Consider the following 17,182-nt stretch of genomic DNA (forward strand, 5'->3'; position numbering starts at 1 on the left):
TTATTTTTAAAATAAACTTTTTACATAATTTTCAAGGTCTATAACAGCTTTTGAAAACTGAGTATAAGTAGTTATAGTCGGTTCAAGTTTTTCAAAATCTTCAAGTGCTATTGTAGTTTCACCATAAGCTTCTGCAAAATATGGAATCTTCAACAAATTTTCCATTATCTCATTTGGAATAGGCTCTTCACATTTGTTTTCAATCGGTCTGCCCATATATAGCATCATAAATGCTTTTATTAATTCTGGATTCATCGTATAGACCAAGTTACAACCTGCAAGTTTTTCTATATGCCATATATACTGTATTCCATTTACTTTAGGACTAACTCTGCTGGATGCTACCAGCATTTTGCTCGGATAATTCCTCTTAGCCAATATCTTACATGCTTTTTTAGTTATGGCAATTCCTGCCCACCTTTTCATTTCTTCAGTTAATTCTATTCCTCTTTCTTTTGCTTGTTCTTCAAAAATTTTTGCGTCTTCAAATCTTCCTATCATAATGGTAATGACAGAACGCCACTTAGAATAATCGGTTCCATATCTTTCTCCTAGTGCTTTCCCTTGTTTTACAGCTTCAGCTACTGCCATTATTTGCGGTAAAGTATAACAAAGAGTAGCATTTGTAGGCACTCCTAAGGCAGTGAGAATATATATTGCTAAAACACCTGCTTTAGTTGTTGGAATTTTAACCATAATATTGGGCTGCAATGCTTTTAATTCAAGAGCTTGATTTACCATTTCTTTGGTATCCACTGAAATTCTTGGATCTACCTGCACTGATACATAACCGTATTTATAACCTGATTTCTCAAAAAGTGGCATGTAAAGACTTGCACCACGTTTACACGCTTCTTTGTATGCCTTCCATGTTACTTGTGTATAATCCATTCGAGGATTATCCTTTATAATTTCTTGTATAATCTTTGTCCATTCATCTTTCAAATTATCAAATACCGCTTTTGTAAGCGGGGGATTTGTGGTTACTCCTTTAAAAACCCAATCTTTTGGATCAGATTCTTGGTCCCACAGCTTTTTTAGCTGAAAGCTTATTAAATCCTTTAAGTCTTTATCTTCTATTGAATTTAAAAAGTCATTACACCATTTTTCATAAATTAAAGGATTTGAATCCCACCATAATTCTATATCTGGTGACAATGAGTTAAGCTTTTCCATGGAGCTAGGTTTATAATTTTTGTTTTTATCCATTTAGTAACCCTCCCATTAGCAACTTCTCTATCTCTTATCTAAGCAATATTCATGCCAAAAAAATAAGACCTTGCAGTGTAGTGCAAAGGTCTTATTTTAACTAGAACCTATAATATTATTCACTCAAATATCTTAAGTCTAATTAATGATTTTATGCATTTAAACATTCTAATAACTGCAAAATTGCATTAAAATTTATAATTGCATAGATTCGTATTTCTTTAATTTTCTTATTATTGTAGATTGATCTACTCCTAATACTTCCGCTGCTTTATAACTGCTTCCACATTCTTCTATAGCTTGTTTTATAAGTTGGTACTCCACAAGAGCACTAGCTTCTTTTAATGGCATTAATCTAGAAACATAAACTCCAGGCAAATGATTCGATTCTTCTTGATTAAGCAATTCACCGGGTAAATCTTTTTTCGTTATTTGATCATTTTCAGAAATTATCACAATTCTCTCTATAACATTTTCTAATTCACGAACATTACCTGGCCATGGATATTTCATAAATACTTCCATCACTTCATTAGTTAGCTGTTTTGAACGTCCATATTTTTCATTATATATGTTAAGAAAATGATAAGCTAAAACAGGTATATCTTGAGTCCTTTCTCTTAACGGAGGTATAGTAATAGGAACTACATTCAATCTATAATATAAGTCTTGTCTAAGTTTCCCTTCTTTGACTAATTCTTTTAAGTCCTTATTTGAAGCTGCAATTATTCGCACATCAACTTTAATAGATTTTATACCCCCTACTCGAATAAATTCTTTTTCTTGTAAAACTCTCAATAATTTTACTTGCAGCGATAAAGGCAGTTCACTAATCTCATCCAATAATAAAGTTCCCTTATCAGCAATTTCAATAAGTCCTGGTTTGCCTTCGCTTTTTGCACCTGTGAATGCACCTTTTTCATAACCAAATAATTCTGCTTCTAAAAGATTCTCAGGTATCGCTCCGCAGTTTATCTTTATAAACGGTCCATTACTTCTACTGATATTGTGAATATATCTCGATAAAACTTCTTTTCCTACTCCTGTTTCACCATAAATAAGAATAGTAGATTCTGTAGGTGCAACTTTGTTTACTAGTTCTATCAATTTTTCCATTTGCTTGCTTCTATAAATAAGCTCAGAATTCTTAAGGTGTGCAATTCTAAGTGAAGATAATTCCTCTTCATATTTTTGAAGTAACTCTTTTGTTTGTTGTAACTCAACTTTTAGTTTTTCTTCGTCTGTAATGTCTTTTGAAATACTTACAATTCTCCTAATGTTATTATCTTTATCAAAAAATGGTGTAGCTGTTACCAATAATTTTCGGCCAGTCTTTGTTTTTTGAATCACAGTAACTTTCTTTTTTTCTTCAATAGCAATTTTCGTAGCCGAGGGAAAGTACATACCATTTTTTTCTAAGTCGCTCACATTTTTACCAATGAGATCTTCCGGCTTTAATCCATATATTTTTTCAGCAGAAGAGCTAATTCTCACTTTTAAACCCGATCCGTCTGTAATACAAGCTAGATCGTCTGAACAGGCCATAAAAGCATCGAGGTCTGTTTTGACAAGGTCAAATTCTTTCTTAACAGATTTTAAATTATTTAATAAGAAAGATATTATTTCTCTAGAGGTAACAATACCTTTTATTTCATTGTAATTACCAGTCACTAAAAAAACCTCTCCATTATAAGTTTCTAAATCAATGCTTTCATTTTCATTAATTGTCAAAAACGACATTATCGACAGTTTTTCCACTATCTCACTATTTTCCGATATTGGAATTATTTTTATCGGCAAATGAACATTATTTAATGTAATTATATAATTGTGTTCTTCGAAATTAACTCTCATATTTTTATTTAATTCTCTTTCTTCAATCAGTATTATTTTTTTGTTAATAAATCGTGTAATCTTTTCTTTCATACACAATCACACCTTTTGTACTTAAATATATTTTAGTTTGTAAAACAATAAAGGTATTCTTATTTTTATATTGATAACACTTATACTTATAATAAATATTTTTCGCTTCTTGATTTTATGTCTTAACTTTTTAAGTATTTATCACTTATAACCTATTATAAAGTAAGAGTTTTTTATTATCCTATTACATTTATTTTTTCTTAACAGAGAAACTCTTAAAAACGAATAAAGAAAGTAATATTATAATTAATTAGGAAGAATATTCACAAATTATGTAATGTAATGGAACCCCTCTTATCGTTAGTGAAGTATTATCTTTCAGAAGAGTGTCAAATAGTTCTTAGGAAAGTTACAGTAACAGCACCGAACATTCCATACCTAAATCTTTGTAGAAGAAATTGCAGATGCACACTTGAGACAGTAAGGATGTAGAGCAAGTTTTTCTATAGTAAATCAAAATATCGTAAAACGGTTTCAAAATCAATACTTGCTTACAAATAATTGGCTTTCAATATAAAACAAATATATTTTGCTTTTATCCTTTTTATTAAGCGTATTCATTTTTTATTATATACCAATAATAAAAAAATTAAAAGCCCTTCCGGAAGGACTTTTAATTTTTATCCTTTTTATCCCACGAAGCCGTAAGGCTATGTTTTCATACCCGCTCTCGCAGGTGGGTACCCTGTCATCAGCTTCTGAAGTCCTGTCTTAGCAGGCATTTCTTCCACTGATGAACCCGGATTCCCGAAAAAGGTGCGTTGGTTGAAAACAAATTAGCCTAATACAAACTTCACAGGATTCATTTGGTTTTTCGTTTACAATTATAGTTTACGACAAATCTTACTAAATTGCAAGTGTAAAATATAGAAAATACAAGCTTTATACAAAAAAATAAAGAATGATATAATATTGAGTGGAGGGAATTTCTATGGAACCAGCAATAAAATGCAATATATGTCCAAGAAACTGCAATGTAGACAGGTCAAAATCAAAAGGACTTTGTAACATGCCTTGGCAGGTAAAAGTATCAAAAGCCTATTTGCATCATTGGGAAGAGCCTTTTATAAGTGGAACAAGAGGCTCTGGAACAGTTTTTTTCAGTGGTTGTAACCTAAAGTGTGTCTTTTGTCAAAATTACGAAATAAGTCAATATCAATTTGGAAAGTTTATATCTGTTGATGAATTAGCTCAAATTTTCTTAAACTTGCAAAAGCAAGGAGCTCACAACATAAACCTTGTTACTCCTACAATCCATGTCTTTGCCATAAAGGAGGCGATTTTATTAGCAAAAAGTCAAGGACTTCAAATACCTATAGTATATAATACAAACGCCTATGAAAATTTAGAAACTTTAAAAACGTTGGAAGGACTAATTGACATATATCTTCCTGACCTTAAGTATTACGATGATACTCTTGCAAAAAAATATTCCAAAGCTCCTAATTATTTTGAACACGCAACAAAAGCCATATTAGAAATGTATAGGCAGGTTGGAATACCTCAATTTGACGAAGAAGGAATATTAAAAAGAGGTTTAGTGATAAGACATCTCATAATGCCGGGATTTGTAGAGGACACTAAAAAAATTCTTTTGTGGATTAAAGAAAACCTCCCAAAAGAAATATATGTAAGCTTAATGAGTCAATATACCCCTTATTATCAAGCTCAAAAGTATCCAGAAATAAATAGAAAAATCACTCCTCAAGAATATGATGAAGCTATAGATTTTTTCTTTGAGATAGGCCTTGAAAATGGCTTAATTCAAGAAATAGAAAGCGCCAGTGAAGATTTCATCCCTGATTTTGATTTAGAAGGATTAGAATAATTTTAGTAAATGTTGTATATCTTGTGGCAAAGGCGAATAAACAGAAATGCTTTTTTCTTCTAAAGGGTGTACAAAAGTAAGCCTGTAAGCATGCAATGCTTGCCTTTTAATATAATCATCAGAAGAGCCGTACAATGTATCTCCTACAATAGGATGTCCAATATGGCTCAAATGTACTCTTATTTGATGAGTTCTTCCTGTTTCAATTTTTACCTTTAAAAGAGAAAACCTTTCACTGCTTTTTACCACTTTGTAATTGGTTATAGCTCTATCTCCTTCCTCGGATACCATTCTTTCAATGCCACTTTGTGGTTTTCTCGATATAGGAAGGTCAATTCGACCTTCCCCTTCCATTTTTCCTTCTACTACTGCAAAATAAAGTTTACTCATAGGCTTTACAATTTGAAGATAATACTGCATAAAAGGGCGTTTGGCAAATACAACCAGACCCGACGTACCCTTATCTAAGCGATTAACAGGTCGAATCAAAGCCTTTATTCCTTTATCTTTAAAATACCACGCTACCCCATTTGCAAGAGTACCACTTTGATATCTTTTTGTTGGATGCACAACTACTCCAGCTGGTTTATCAACTATTAAAACATCCTCGTCCTCATAATATATATCCAAACCCATTTTTTCCGGGGCAATATCAGAATCTACCTCGGGAAGGATTAAATCAATCACATCCCCTGGTTGTAAAATTCTTTGTACATTTTCTTTTACGCCATTTACTAATATTTCTCCTTGCCACTTATAAATTCTAATAAGTCTTTTAGAAAAACCTTTGTTCCTCAAAAAATTTTCTAATATAACGCCTTTTTCATTTTCTCCAACGATTAATCTCATTTTCCCACCATTTTCTAATTTATTTAATGCAAAAAATTTATGTGGTATAATCAATTTATAAATAAAATACAGCGGTTGGTGATTTTATGAAACAAATAATTGTAGGAGTAGGCGGTATTGTCATAAAAGATAATAAAGTTTTATTGGTAAGGCATACTTACGGCCAATTTAAAGGCAAATGGATAATACCCGGCGGCCATGTGGAGACCGGTGAAAATATAGACGATGCAGTTTTAAGAGAAATAAAAGAAGAAACTTCAATAGAAACCCGTGTAAAAAATATCATTTCTATAAGAAGTATAATACTTCCCGATGGCAATTCGGAAATATACATTGTTTTTTTGTTAGATTATGTTTCAGGAACTCCTACTTCTGACGGAATAGAAAATGACGCCGCAGCTTTTTTTGACATAGATAAAGTCATAAATGATGAAAATGTAGTCTATCTTTCTCGCTATTTAATTAAAAAGGTATTGACACACACTTATAATAAATTGTCCCCTGACCTCTTTTATCCTTTTGGCAATTTTAATTATAAGCTATTTTGTTGAAATATATTCGTACTTATCTTTATTTTTAAAAGCCTCATCAAGCACTTCCGTATCATAATAGACTGCACCACATTTTTGACAAACATATGCCGGCACATCTTTAATTATTATAGTCCTTTTCCCCCTTACCAACTTATATTCTACATTTTGTATCTCTATTTTGCCACCACAAAAGCACTTTTCCATTAGTTTCACTCCTTGTCACGTCGATTTCAAGTTGATAAGGACTTTTTTCTATTATATCATAAATTTCGACATAAATCCCTTAAATTTTAGCCAAAAATTTTGTACCACTTGAAAAAATATTTGAACAATGTTAGAATTTTATTGTAAATGTTAATTTTAAACTTTATAAGATATTTTTGCAATTTTAAACACATTAAAATGCAAATTAGCTTTTATAAAATTAAAAGGAGGCATATTAAATGTACGGTCTTGAAAAACTAAATATAATCAATGTTAAAAACGTTTACCGTAATCTTCCCGTCCCTAAATTAGTTGAAGAAGCTATAAAAAGAGGAGAAGGAGTACTTGCAAATAATGGTGCTTTTAATGTTTATACCGGTAAATACACAGGTCGTTCTCCAAATGATAAATTTATTGTGGATGAACCAGAAGTTCATGAAGATATATGGTGGGAAAATAATAAAGCTATTTCTATGGATAAATTTGAAAGGTTGTACAACCGTTTAACTGCTTATTTACAAAATCGAGACATTTTTATATTTGACGGTTTTGTAGGTGCTGACCTTCAATATAGAATTCCTATAAGAGTTATAACAGAATATGCGTATCAGAGTTTACTGGCACGCCAATTGTTCATTCGCCCTAATGAAGAAGAACTTAGAAATCACATCCCCGAATACACGCTAATTGCTGCACCAAAGTTCAACTCTATACCTGAATTAGACGGTGTAAATTCTGAAGCTTTTATTATATTAAGTTTCACTAAAAAACTAATTATAATCGGTGGCTCTCAGTATGGAGGGGAAATCAAAAAGTCAATCTTTACCCTCATGAACTATCTAATGCCAAAACGAGGCGTGTTATCAATGCATTGCTCTGCCAATATTGGCAAAGATGGAGATACCGCCCTCTTTTTCGGCTTGTCAGGAACGGGAAAAACTACCCTCTCTGCAGACCCTCAGAGGTTTTTAATTGGAGACGATGAACACGGATGGTCAGACAAAGGCATTTTCAACTTTGAAGGAGGATGTTATGCTAAATGCATAAATCTTTCAAAAGAAAAAGAGCCTCAAATTTGGAATGCTATAAAGTTTGGCACCGTACTTGAAAACGTTGTATATGATGAAAATACAAGAGAGCCCGACTATAGCAGTGATAAAATTACAGAAAACACAAGGGCAGCCTATTCTATTGACTTTATACCTGGTGCCATCCCGAGTGGAATGGGAGGGCATCCAAAAGCAATTATATTTTTAACAGCAGACGCTTTTGGGGTTTTGCCACCGATTGCTAAACTTACAAAAGAGCAAGCGATGTATTATTTTTTATCCGGTTACACCAGCAAATTAGCGGGCACAGAGAGAGGTATCACAGAGCCTCAAGCTACTTTTTCTACTTGCTTTGGAGCACCCTTTTTACCTTTAAAGCCAATGGTCTATGCAAAAATGTTAGGAGAAAAAATCGAAAAATACAATACAAAAGTCTATTTAGTAAACACTGGATGGTCTGGTGGACCTTATGGGATTGGAAGCCGCATTAATTTAACTTACACAAGAACAATGGTGGCAGCTGCATTAAATGGCTCATTGGACAACGTAGAATTTGTAAAAGATCCTATCTTCAATTTAAGCATACCTACCTCTTGTCCAGGGGTACCTTCTGAAATTTTAAATCCCAAAAATACATGGGCCGATAAAGAAGCATATGAAAAAGCAGCAAAAAATTTAGCAACTAGATTTGCAGAAAACTTTAAAAAATACAAAGATGTAACTGAAGAAATTAAAAAATCAGGCCCAAATGTTTAAAAGCATAAAGTCTCCTTGCAGTGCGTACTGCTAGGAGACTTTTATAATTTGTAGCCATTATAATATATCTTTCATATTATAAAGTAGAAGTCAACCTAAAAAAGGAGGTAAGTTTATGTCTGACAAACACAAACACCATGAAAACCAATGGATTTGGATTATAATCATCATTTTGATAATTTTGTTATTTGTACCTGGCATCATCATATGGGAAGAACCTAAAAACGCTGTTTAATAAAAAGGGGCAACTGCCCCTTTTTATTAAACAGCTCAAAATTATTTTCCTTTCTTTTTTAAGTTGGTGATTTGCTCTAATCTCCTTTGTATGTCCTTCTCAAAACCAGAATCCGTCGGTACATAGTATTTCCTGTCTTTAAGATTATCCGGTAGACATTGCATATCTGTTACTTTCTCTTCAAAGTCGTGTGCATACTTATACCCTTTGCCATATCCTAATTCTTTCATAAGCTTTGTAGGAGCATTTCTTAAATGCATAGGCACACTTTCAGCAATTGTATCTTCTGCATCTTTTTTAGCTTTATTATATGCCACGTATACCGCATTAGATTTAGGAGCTAACGCTAAATATATTGCCACCTGTGCCAGATTTACACTACATTCAGGCATTCCAATATAATGGCAAGCATTATATGCTGCAACAGCCATTTCAAGAGCTTGAGGATCTGCAAGCCCAATATCTTCAGAAGCAAAGCGTATCATCCTTCTTGCGACATAGAGAGGGTCTTCTCCCGCTTCTAACATCCTTGCAAGCCAATACACTGCCGCATCCCAATCGCTATTTCTTAAAGATTTGTGAAAAGCTGATATTAAATTATAGTGCTCCTCTCCCTCTTTATCATACAGTAAAGTCTTTTTTTGCATTGCATCTGCTAATATATCATCTGTAACAATTCTTTTCCCTTCAATTACCTCTGCTGCCATAACTGCAATCTCCAATGTATTTAAAGCAACTCTCGCATCTCCATTTGCAAAAAGTGCAATCTTCTTAAGCTGATCTCCGCTAATTTCTATATCATACATTCCAAGACCTCTTTCTTTATCCCTTAAAGCTCTTTTAAGTAGTACAAGTAAATCTTCTTCTGTAAGAGGTTTCATGACAAAAACTTTAGAACGAGACAAAAGCGCTGAATTTACCTCAAAAGAAGGATTTTCTGTAGTTGCACCAATTAATATTATGTTTCCTTTTTCCACATGAGGCAAAAAAGCATCCTGCTGAGCTTTATTAAAGCGATGAATTTCATCAATAAATACAACAGTTCTAGTTCCATACATAGCATCCAATTCAGCTTTTGCCATTATCTCCTTTATCTCTTTGATTCCTGATAAAACAGCACTAAAGGTGATAAATTTAGAATTTGTCATATTGGCTATAATCATAGCAAGGGTAGTTTTACCTACCCCTGGCGGCCCCCACAAAATCATTGAAGTAATATTGTCCTTTTCAATCAATTCCCTAAGTAATTTCCCTTTACCTAAAAGATGTTCTTGACCTACAAACTCATCTAAAGTTTTGGGTCTCATCCTGTCGGCCAAAGGTTTATTTTTTTCACTTCATTATCAAATATAGATGCTTGTTTGTATTCCATATTTTCTCACCATCTAAGTTTTATTTTTTTGTACTTTTTCTTTCTTTTTTCTTTTAGTCGGAACTTTATAGTAACTTTTACAAAGTCCTCTTCTAAAAATTCTGCAATAGCAAGGTCCTTTGTCACAAATTTTACCACAGCAAAGGCATGGCTCCCAAATCTATCGTAAATTCGCCCTGCACTATAACAACCTCTTGGAACAGTTCCAACACTATTAGCTACATATCCTACTTGTCCTAATGGGGCAAGGGTAACAGATATTGCTTCATCATCATAGTCATTGTACAAATCCTTTTCTAATCTTACAATCGTGCCTGGTTTCAAAACTTTTGTGCCGTAATAATATTGACATCCAGTTATTGCAATATAAATAGATTCCACCTCATACACTCCCAACTTGATTTTAATTAAAATTATATTTTATTTTACCATTTTGGCCTTTAAAACAATATTCATATCATTCTTTCTTTTATATAAAAGCACAACAAAGTTGAGCATCCACAGTAAAAGTAAATAACTTTCAACACTACTCAAAAACAACAGCCCACCTAGAATACCAAAACCTACAAGGTCTAATACAGCATCTATTTCAGGTATAGAAGGCTTTCCTCTATTATACCGCCTCTCACCTAATTTTAAAATACCTAAAATGACAGCATAGGTCAAAGAAGCTTTAAAACGAGTAATGGCACTCCACACTCCAAAAGTAGTGGCTAATGCTTTGCCCCCTTTAAATTTTAAAAAGGGTGAAAAAGCGTGGCCTAAAATAGGAGCTATTGCCACAATTGCAATAGCATTTCCTGTAACATACCCTTTTTCAAGAAAATACACCAGCGGAAAATAGCCCTTCATAAAATCAAAAGTAGCGCCAACGACTCCCATTTTAAAGCCTGCTGCATGACCTAAATTGAAAGCTCCGGGATTTCCATCCCTCACTTCTTCTAATCTTTTTCCCAGCATAAGCCCCATCCAATATGAAAACATCAATGAACCACAGCCAAACTCCAATATACTGAGCAGAATAATCATACATTATTCCTTCTTTCTACACTTATTTCCCTACCCTTCCATAAAACTTTTTTCTTAAATGCCACCTGATAAAAGGAATGTAAAGTTACTAGTATAAAAAAGGCTGTCGAAATAAAATGAAAAATAGGAATAAATATACCAAATCTTCCTGTATACTTTGTAAAATATAGTATTTGCAGAGTATAAAAAAGATAGCCAATTTCGTAAAAAATAGCAATAGGCGAATGAGAAAAAACCAAAAAAGGAGTTATAAATCCCACTAATACAAGTCCTAAAAGCCATAAAACTATCAAGAAAATCGTTCCAAAACTTAAAGTATTTGCACTCAAAATTGCTCCTTTGCTAAATCCCTGTATTTCGCTTATAATACCATAAGGGTACATCCTAAAAGAGACAAGGTCATATCCAATAAAATTTTTAATGTTAATTTTGGCATCTGAGAACTTTTTACCTAAATTAAGGTCATCTAATAGCTCTCCCTTTACACTATAGTGCCCTTTAACTTTCTCATAATTCTCCCTATCCACTACTATACATGATCCATATAAGCCTTTTGGACTTTTTCTTTCAAAAGGAGAAGTAAAAGCAAATATCCCTAAAATATTAGTTATAAGAGCAAGCCTTTCATAAAACTTATCTGTGTAATGATAAGGAATTACAGATATTGCTCCCCCAACTTTCACCTGTTCCTTAAGAAGAGACTCTACTGCAAAAGGAGATAGTCTCACATCTGCATCAAGGAAAATAAGTACATCTCCACTAGACTCCAAAAAGCCATTCCACAAAGCCCAATTTTTCCCTGCCCATCCTTTGGGTAATTCCCTATTTTTTATCACTTTAGCTCCAAAAGTTTTAGCTATTTCGCTTGTAGAATCCTCAGAAAAATCATCAACTACAATTATTTCATAAGGCTTATAAGTTTGTTTTTGTAGACTATCAAGAAGATATGGTAAATTTTTTTCTTCATTTCTAGCAGGAATAATTACAGAAACCCTTACATTACCAGTATAATGTTGAACACCATTTTTAATAATAACTCGTGAAAATAATATAAAACCACTAATAACTCCTATAATTGATAAAATCAAAACAGTCATACAAGACCCTCTTTTATTTTAATTTTAGGAATTTTTTAAAAACACTTTTTTAGTCTTTTCATCTCCTTCCAATAAATGAATAAATACTTCTTATACTGAACACAATAAGGTTTGTATAGGAAGAGGAGGTGATAACATGACAAAATGGACTCCTTCTATAGGTTGGGGTTGGTGGCTTCTTATCCATATAATAGCTATACCTTTACTGATTTACATTGGAATAAGTTTAAAATAAATAAAATTAAATCCCCCTTTCCTTTATTTTCGCAATATCACACCAAAAACTCATTATCAACATAGTTCCATTACTCTTGCAGGATACCATCAGCCTTTGTAAGGAAGAAAGCAAAATACATAATGATTGACACTAGGCTATAAAAAACCGTGCCATATAAAAGGAAAATAAGAAGCTAATTCTTTCTTCTAAAAAGCTGTTTAATTAGTATGACCGGTACAAATACAAATATGCCAAACACTACTCCTAATTCATTTCCCAATGTGCTGTTAGGAAGAGGTTTACCTCCTAATCTTCTTCTTAAAGCATGAAAAGCATTGCCATGAGTATTACCTACCATAATAGCTCTTATAGCGTTCATAATGCTATAAGTATAGTCCTCTCCATAAGTCTCCAAAAGTCTTTTATAGGCATCTGGATCAGGATGTCCTGCAGTCTCAGCATAATGCTCAGCAAACATTAAAGCTACCACTTGGTCTTCCGGAACATCTCCAAATTCTCCATTTAACAAATTTTTTATCTCTTCCTTTGACATACCTGACTTCAAAGCCTCTTTGGCGTGAAAATAACTGCAATAGGGGCAACCATTCACTTGTGTTACCGCCAGCATAATCCTTTCCATAAAATCTTTGCTTAACTTCACTTTTTTAGAAGGTTTAGGCTGCCCTCCATGGGTCAATAAATCTTCTACAAACTTATAAAATGTTTTTACATCGTATATTTTATTTGCCTTTTCTTCTGACACTTTTACTACCTCCAGTTTTATATTTTAGTATTCACACTTATTATACTCTATTATTGGAATAAAAAAAATTTGTCATAAATTTAACTAAAAATAATCCTACCTAATTCTTTTATGACTTCACTTTTTGTAAACAAAGAAAGCACATCCACTTTTTTAATTATTTTCTCGATTATATTGCCCTCTTCTTCCTCTTCCTCTATTCTAACTTTTCTCTTTATTTCTTCTATAAGTTCAGCATAGGTGTAAACTTTAAACCTATCTACATCATAGGTTTCTGCTAAATTTTCTAACAATGCTAAAAATATTTCTTCGTAATCAGCAGTATCTTTTAAGTCCAAGATTCCACAAAGTCTTGGTATTATAAATTCAAACAAAGCCCTTTTGTCAGGTATTTCTTGATTGATTCTAAAAATCTCCTTTATATCTTTTATTTTCTCCCCTTCTAAGTTTAAAAGATAATTTATAAAAAATTCTTCTTTTTCCTCTGGGTGTATATAATATTTATATCCTTTTAGTCCTTTTAAAGCTTTTAGACCATCAAAGTACCCTAATTTAAGATTATACCTAGAAAGATTTTTATCAAAATCTAATATCCCTCCTAAATCCTCTTTTGGAGAAATGACCAAAACATTTAAGCCTTTAAAATCAAGTTTCCTCACGATTCCAAAGCTTCCTGTCCTTATGACTATCAAGTCCTTGTATCCCTTGTCCATTAGCAAATTAGCAGGAAGATTGTTGTATATCCCTCCGTCAATATACTTTTTTCCATCAATTTTTTCCCTCTTAAAAACAGGCAAGTAAGCGCTTGCCATCAAATAATCTACCAATTTCCCTTGAGGAATGTCTTCAATGTATAATTCCAACGGCTTTAAATCACTTAAAGACACTGTCACAATGCCAAAATCCTTCCCTGACCTTCTTATCTTGTCTTCATCTATAACTTCTTGTAATAAATTCCTCAAAGGAGTTATATCTAAGCCTCCATCTCCAATGATGCCTTTTAATCTTTGAACTAATAAAAGGATATCTTCTCTTTCCAGCTTACCCTTTTTCAATTTCTCTATCTCTTCATCCTCAGCCTTTATGACTTTGGAATAAGAAATATCATACCATAGCTCATAAGCCTTTTCAAAATCTCCTTGCACTAATACAGCCCCATTTAAAGCGCCTACAGAAGTGCCTGCAATTCCTCCTACTTCTATTCCTTCCTCTATCAGTGCCTTATAAACTCCTATTTGATAGGCCCCTCTCGCTCCTCCACCTTCTAATACTACTCCATACATTTTATATCCCTGCCTTTTCGCTACTTTGCACTATTAAGTATACCATATATTACCTAGAAAATAAATAAAAGCAGATAGCCATTCATTCTCGCAAAATTATCTGCTTACTTATTAAAATTGAAATTCAGAAAAGCTTTCTACAAATCTATCAATAGCTTTTAACCTTTCTTTAACCTGTAAATCTATTTTTCCACGTTCACATAAATCCGTCAATAGATAAAGCAAATATTCATCTCTTACAAAAATCCTTCTGGGCTTTCCTATATTTAAAATATAATTGATTATTACTTTAATGTCCTTTTCAATAAAATCTTATTTTAAAGCTTTTTGAATTCTACGATATTTTAGCTCCATAATTTCTTCTTTCCATGATGTCAAATATAATAGCATGAGTGTCAATTTTTTTACTATGACATCTATTTCAAAGTCGACAGTTTCTTAGCATATCGTTCTTCATTGTAGGCTTCACCATTTTTTAGCACCTCGTATATTTCTTCTATTAATATTGCGGCGATTTTTTCTTTTGCCTGTTGTTCTGTGTATCCTGATTTTTTTAGTCTTTCCAGTGTCACTTTGGTAATTGGTGGATTATTGTCTCTAATCTGGTTATTTACAACCTCTAAAATAATCCTTTTTAAATTCTGATTGGCCAAACGGCTCACCTCCTCATTCTTACTTTCTCTCTATTAAAACTACCGTCTCAACATGATAGGTATGAGGAAACATGTCTACACATTTTACTTTTTTCACTTTATATACATCTTCACTGAGGGTTTTTAAATCCCTTACAAGAGATTCAGGATTACACGAAACATACACTATTTTTTCAGCGTTAAATTTCACAATGTCTTCAAGCGCTTTTGGATTGATTCCAGACCTTGGGGGGGTCTACAATTACTACATCAGGTTTTTCTTTTATCTCCTTTAACTTTTGAGATACATCGCCAGCAATAAAAGTGCAATTTTCAAGGCCGTTTAGCTCAGCATTTTTTCTTGCTGACATAACTGCTTCTTCTACTAGTTCTATCCCAATTACCTTTTTAGCCATTGGAGCCATAATTATGCCTATGGTTCCTGTACCAGAGTACAAATCAAAAACTATTTTGTCAGATACATCTCCTGCAAATTCCCTCACTGTCTCATAAAGTTTTTCTGCTCCGTATGAATTAGTTTGAAAAAAAGAAAATGCACTTATTTTAAATTTTAAATCCAAAATCTCTTCTATGAGATAATCTCTTCCATATAACACTTCCAATCTTTCGCATACTACAGCATCTGACCAGGAATCGTTTTGAGTATGTAGTACACCTACAAGCCGACTTTCAAAATTCGCATTTTTATATCTTTCAATAAGCTCTGTAAAGTCATGTTGCAACTGTGTTGTCGTCACAATGTTTAACAAAATCTCTCCTGATTTTGATGCCTTTCTCACAACCAAATGTCTCAAAAAACCTTCATGAGTCTTTTTGTCATAAAAAGGAAGTCCTTTTTTTATTGCATAATCAAAAGTAAGATTTAAAGCTTTGAGAAAATCATCTTCAACAATATTACATTTGTCTGTCATGATTACCTCATAAAATCGACCTTTTCTATGAAGTCCTAACGCCGCATTGCCTTCTTTATCTTTTCCAAAAGTGTATTCCATTTTATTCCTATAACCATGCTCTTTAGGACTTTTTACAATACCTAAAAATTCGTACTCTGTTATTTCTTCTTTTTCAAAAAGCTTTTTCATAATATCTTCTTTTATCTTAAGTTGATCTTGATAGCTAACATTTTGATAAGTACAGCCGCCACAATCTCCAAAGTGAGGGCAAAGGCTTTGCTTCTCCAAAGTAGAATTCTCTATTACTTCTACTATTTCGCCTTCTACCATATCCTTTTTTACTTTTTTAACTTTTGCCTTTATTTTTTGCCCCAAAAGTGCTCCTTTTATTTTTACTTTTTTCCCCTCAAAATAGCCTATCCCAAATCCACCAAATTCCATCTCTTTTACGTCAACTGTGATAACATCGTTTTTTCTCACTGTCATTCCTCCTTTGCTATCTAGATTATACCTTATTTTGCTCAATAATTCTAATATTACTTATTAAAATGTTTTCATCAAAAAATAAAATAACCTTTACATAATTTTAATAACGTTGTATACTAATACTGGGTGAGAGAGTGAAAGAGTGAGAAAGGATGAAGAATTAAAGTGTTTATAAACAACCTAACAGTTGCAAAAGGAGCCATAGTATTGTCTCTTTCCTCAAATAGAGAGGAAGAAGAAGAAATCAAAAAACTTCTCTTAGAAAAAGGTTACAAATGCGCTGTAACAGAGCTGGGAGGTAAAAGTAGCGAATTCAATGAAAAAATAGTCTCTGCAGTGGTAGGAGCAGCTTTAAACAATAATGTAATTGAAAAAAATCCAACTTCTATGCACGCCCTCTTACATGCTACAATTGAAGCTGTAAAATCCTTATCCTTGACTTTGCCCTTAGACGTAAGCCTTATGATGAAAATTGCAGTTGTAGCAGATAATAGTTGGATTGCAGTTTCAATGTTTGGAAAATCAGCTTTACATCCTCTCACAAATCATGAAAGGTTGGGTTTTGGAATAATGCACTTATAAAGTACATAAGGGGAGACAGAGGGAAAGAGTCATAATACTATGGCTCTTTTATTTTTTCAGGAGGTGAAATAATGGTACCAGATACAGTTTTAGGAGCTATTTATTTGTCAATCATAGACATGGTTTTGTTGTCAATGCTTCTGTTAGTAATTGGTGCTATATTATCAAAGATATTTCCGTTATTTAGTAAAATCGAAAAATTTATTAACAAAAAATAA

Annotated in this window: 16 protein-coding genes, 1 other RNA gene and 2 pseudogenes; 5 read left to right on the forward strand and 14 right to left on the reverse strand. The window is 32.7% G+C overall.

Features of this window, described 5'->3' with window-relative positions; translation table 11 throughout:
- Positions 1–6: 6 nt before the first annotated feature.
- From THEWI_RS08695 to ssrS, 3 genes are all read right to left on the reverse strand, one after another.
- The gene (locus tag THEWI_RS08695; protein WP_014063124.1) at positions 7–1,209 is read right to left on the reverse strand and encodes a transaldolase family protein; all 1,203 of its coding nucleotides are present in this window, start codon (positions 1,207–1,209) and stop codon (positions 7–9) included.
- A 195-nt stretch (positions 1,210–1,404) separates the two neighbouring features.
- A complete protein-coding gene (locus THEWI_RS08700; RefSeq protein ID WP_014063125.1) occupies positions 1,405–3,135 on the reverse strand; it encodes a sigma-54 interaction domain-containing protein in 1,731 nt (576 codons plus the stop codon).
- A 627-nt stretch (positions 3,136–3,762) separates the two neighbouring features.
- A non-coding RNA gene (gene ssrS / locus THEWI_RS13920) (6S RNA) lies at positions 3,763–3,940 on the reverse strand.
- Positions 3,941–4,066: 126 nt separating this feature from the next.
- Here ssrS and THEWI_RS08705 point away from each other — a divergent pair.
- Positions 4,067–4,963, forward strand: coding sequence for a radical SAM protein (locus tag THEWI_RS08705; protein ID WP_014063126.1), 897 nt, complete (start codon positions 4,067–4,069; stop codon positions 4,961–4,963).
- On the opposite strand, the gene THEWI_RS08710 is transcribed toward THEWI_RS08705, so the two are convergent.
- Positions 4,955–5,812: an RluA family pseudouridine synthase gene (locus THEWI_RS08710; protein ID WP_014063127.1), complete on the reverse strand. Its 858-nt coding sequence runs from the start codon at positions 5,810–5,812 to the stop codon at positions 4,955–4,957. The genes THEWI_RS08705 and THEWI_RS08710 overlap by 9 nt on opposite strands.
- 86 nt (positions 5,813–5,898) lie before the next feature.
- On the opposite strand from THEWI_RS08710, the gene THEWI_RS08715 reads away from it, so the two are divergent.
- Positions 5,899–6,363 carry an NUDIX hydrolase gene (locus THEWI_RS08715; protein ID WP_003868658.1) on the forward strand — a complete coding sequence of 155 codons (465 nt, stop codon included), beginning with the start codon at positions 5,899–5,901 and terminating at the stop codon, positions 6,361–6,363.
- Here THEWI_RS08715 and THEWI_RS08720 read toward each other — a convergent pair.
- Positions 6,352–6,549 (reverse strand): YgiT-type zinc finger protein, encoded by a 198-nt coding sequence (locus tag THEWI_RS08720; RefSeq protein WP_003868657.1) that lies wholly within the window; start codon positions 6,547–6,549, stop codon positions 6,352–6,354. The genes THEWI_RS08715 and THEWI_RS08720 overlap by 12 nt on opposite strands.
- 239 nt (positions 6,550–6,788) lie before the next feature.
- Between THEWI_RS08720 and pckA the strand changes: the two genes are divergently transcribed.
- Complete coding sequence (pckA, locus tag THEWI_RS08725; RefSeq protein WP_014063128.1) at positions 6,789–8,354, forward strand: phosphoenolpyruvate carboxykinase (ATP); 1,566 nt, start codon at positions 6,789–6,791, stop codon at positions 8,352–8,354.
- 276 nt (positions 8,355–8,630) lie between these two features.
- Here pckA and THEWI_RS08730 read toward each other — a convergent pair.
- From THEWI_RS08730 to rlmD, 9 genes and pseudogenes are all read right to left on the reverse strand, one after another.
- Positions 8,631–9,961 (reverse strand): annotated as a pseudogene (locus THEWI_RS08730) (replication-associated recombination protein A).
- 6 nt (positions 9,962–9,967) lie between these two features.
- On the reverse strand, positions 9,968–10,342 hold the full coding sequence (locus tag THEWI_RS08735) for an HIRAN domain-containing protein (RefSeq protein ID WP_014063130.1): 375 nt from the start codon (positions 10,340–10,342) through the stop codon (positions 9,968–9,970).
- Between the two features lie 39 nt (positions 10,343–10,381).
- Complete coding sequence (locus tag THEWI_RS08740; protein ID WP_014063131.1) at positions 10,382–10,990, reverse strand: glycerol-3-phosphate acyltransferase; 609 nt, start codon at positions 10,988–10,990, stop codon at positions 10,382–10,384.
- The gene (locus THEWI_RS08745; RefSeq protein WP_014063132.1) at positions 10,987–12,087 is read right to left on the reverse strand and encodes a glycosyltransferase family 2 protein; all 1,101 of its coding nucleotides are present in this window, start codon (positions 12,085–12,087) and stop codon (positions 10,987–10,989) included. Before THEWI_RS08745 ends, THEWI_RS08740 begins: the two co-directional genes overlap by 4 nt.
- Positions 12,088–12,497: 410 nt before the next feature.
- Positions 12,498–13,067: a carboxymuconolactone decarboxylase family protein gene (locus tag THEWI_RS08750; RefSeq protein WP_014063133.1), complete on the reverse strand. Its 570-nt coding sequence runs from the start codon at positions 13,065–13,067 to the stop codon at positions 12,498–12,500.
- An 80-nt stretch (positions 13,068–13,147) separates the two neighbouring features.
- Positions 13,148–14,350, reverse strand: coding sequence for a patatin-like phospholipase family protein (locus tag THEWI_RS08755; protein WP_014063134.1), 1,203 nt, complete (start codon positions 14,348–14,350; stop codon positions 13,148–13,150).
- 111 nt (positions 14,351–14,461) lie between these two features.
- Complete coding sequence (locus THEWI_RS15605; RefSeq protein WP_394214524.1) at positions 14,462–14,656, reverse strand: DUF6930 domain-containing protein; 195 nt, start codon at positions 14,654–14,656, stop codon at positions 14,462–14,464.
- Positions 14,657–14,766: 110 nt separating this feature from the next.
- The gene (locus THEWI_RS08760; RefSeq protein WP_014063135.1) at positions 14,767–15,003 is read right to left on the reverse strand and encodes a hypothetical protein; all 237 of its coding nucleotides are present in this window, start codon (positions 15,001–15,003) and stop codon (positions 14,767–14,769) included.
- A 19-nt stretch (positions 15,004–15,022) separates the two neighbouring features.
- A pseudogene (gene rlmD / locus THEWI_RS08765) lies at positions 15,023–16,382 on the reverse strand (23S rRNA (uracil(1939)-C(5))-methyltransferase RlmD).
- A 165-nt stretch (positions 16,383–16,547) separates the two neighbouring features.
- Here rlmD and THEWI_RS08770 point away from each other — a divergent pair.
- Complete coding sequence (locus THEWI_RS08770) at positions 16,548–16,964, forward strand: HutP family protein (RefSeq protein WP_014063137.1); 417 nt, start codon at positions 16,548–16,550, stop codon at positions 16,962–16,964.
- Positions 16,965–17,035: 71 nt separating this feature from the next.
- A complete protein-coding gene (locus tag THEWI_RS14375; RefSeq protein WP_004400040.1) occupies positions 17,036–17,182 on the forward strand; it encodes a hypothetical protein in 147 nt (48 codons plus the stop codon).

It is taken from the genome of Thermoanaerobacter wiegelii Rt8.B1 (assembly GCF_000147695.2).
In the GTDB taxonomy this organism is placed as follows: Bacteria; Bacillota; Thermoanaerobacteria; order Thermoanaerobacterales; family Thermoanaerobacteraceae; genus Thermoanaerobacter; species Thermoanaerobacter ethanolicus.

Bases quoted from the DNA above. Each gene is read 5' to 3' on its own strand.
- THEWI_RS14375 (WP_004400040.1), top strand. From the start codon at position 17,036: ATGGTACCAGATACAGTTTTAGGAGCTATTTATTTGTCAATCATAGAC.
- THEWI_RS08720 (WP_003868657.1), bottom strand. From the start codon at position 6,549: ATGGAAAAGTGCTTTTGTGGTGGCAAAATAGAGATACAAAATGTAGAA.
- THEWI_RS08715 (WP_003868658.1), top strand. From the start codon at position 5,899: ATGAAACAAATAATTGTAGGAGTAGGCGGTATTGTCATAAAAGATAAT.
- THEWI_RS08755 (WP_014063134.1), bottom strand. From the start codon at position 14,350: ATGTATGGAGTAGTATTAGAAGGTGGAGGAGCGAGAGGGGCCTATCAA.
- THEWI_RS08710 (WP_014063127.1), bottom strand. From the start codon at position 5,812: ATGAGATTAATCGTTGGAGAAAATGAAAAAGGCGTTATATTAGAAAAT.
- THEWI_RS08695 (WP_014063124.1), bottom strand. From the start codon at position 1,209: ATGGATAAAAACAAAAATTATAAACCTAGCTCCATGGAAAAGCTTAAC.
- THEWI_RS08705 (WP_014063126.1), top strand. From the start codon at position 4,067: ATGGAACCAGCAATAAAATGCAATATATGTCCAAGAAACTGCAATGTA.
- THEWI_RS08745 (WP_014063132.1), bottom strand. From the start codon at position 12,087: ATGACTGTTTTGATTTTATCAATTATAGGAGTTATTAGTGGTTTTATA.
- THEWI_RS08700 (WP_014063125.1), bottom strand. From the start codon at position 3,135: ATGAAAGAAAAGATTACACGATTTATTAACAAAAAAATAATACTGATT.
- THEWI_RS08740 (WP_014063131.1), bottom strand. From the start codon at position 10,990: ATGATTATTCTGCTCAGTATATTGGAGTTTGGCTGTGGTTCATTGATG.
- pckA (WP_014063128.1), top strand. From the start codon at position 6,789: ATGTACGGTCTTGAAAAACTAAATATAATCAATGTTAAAAACGTTTAC.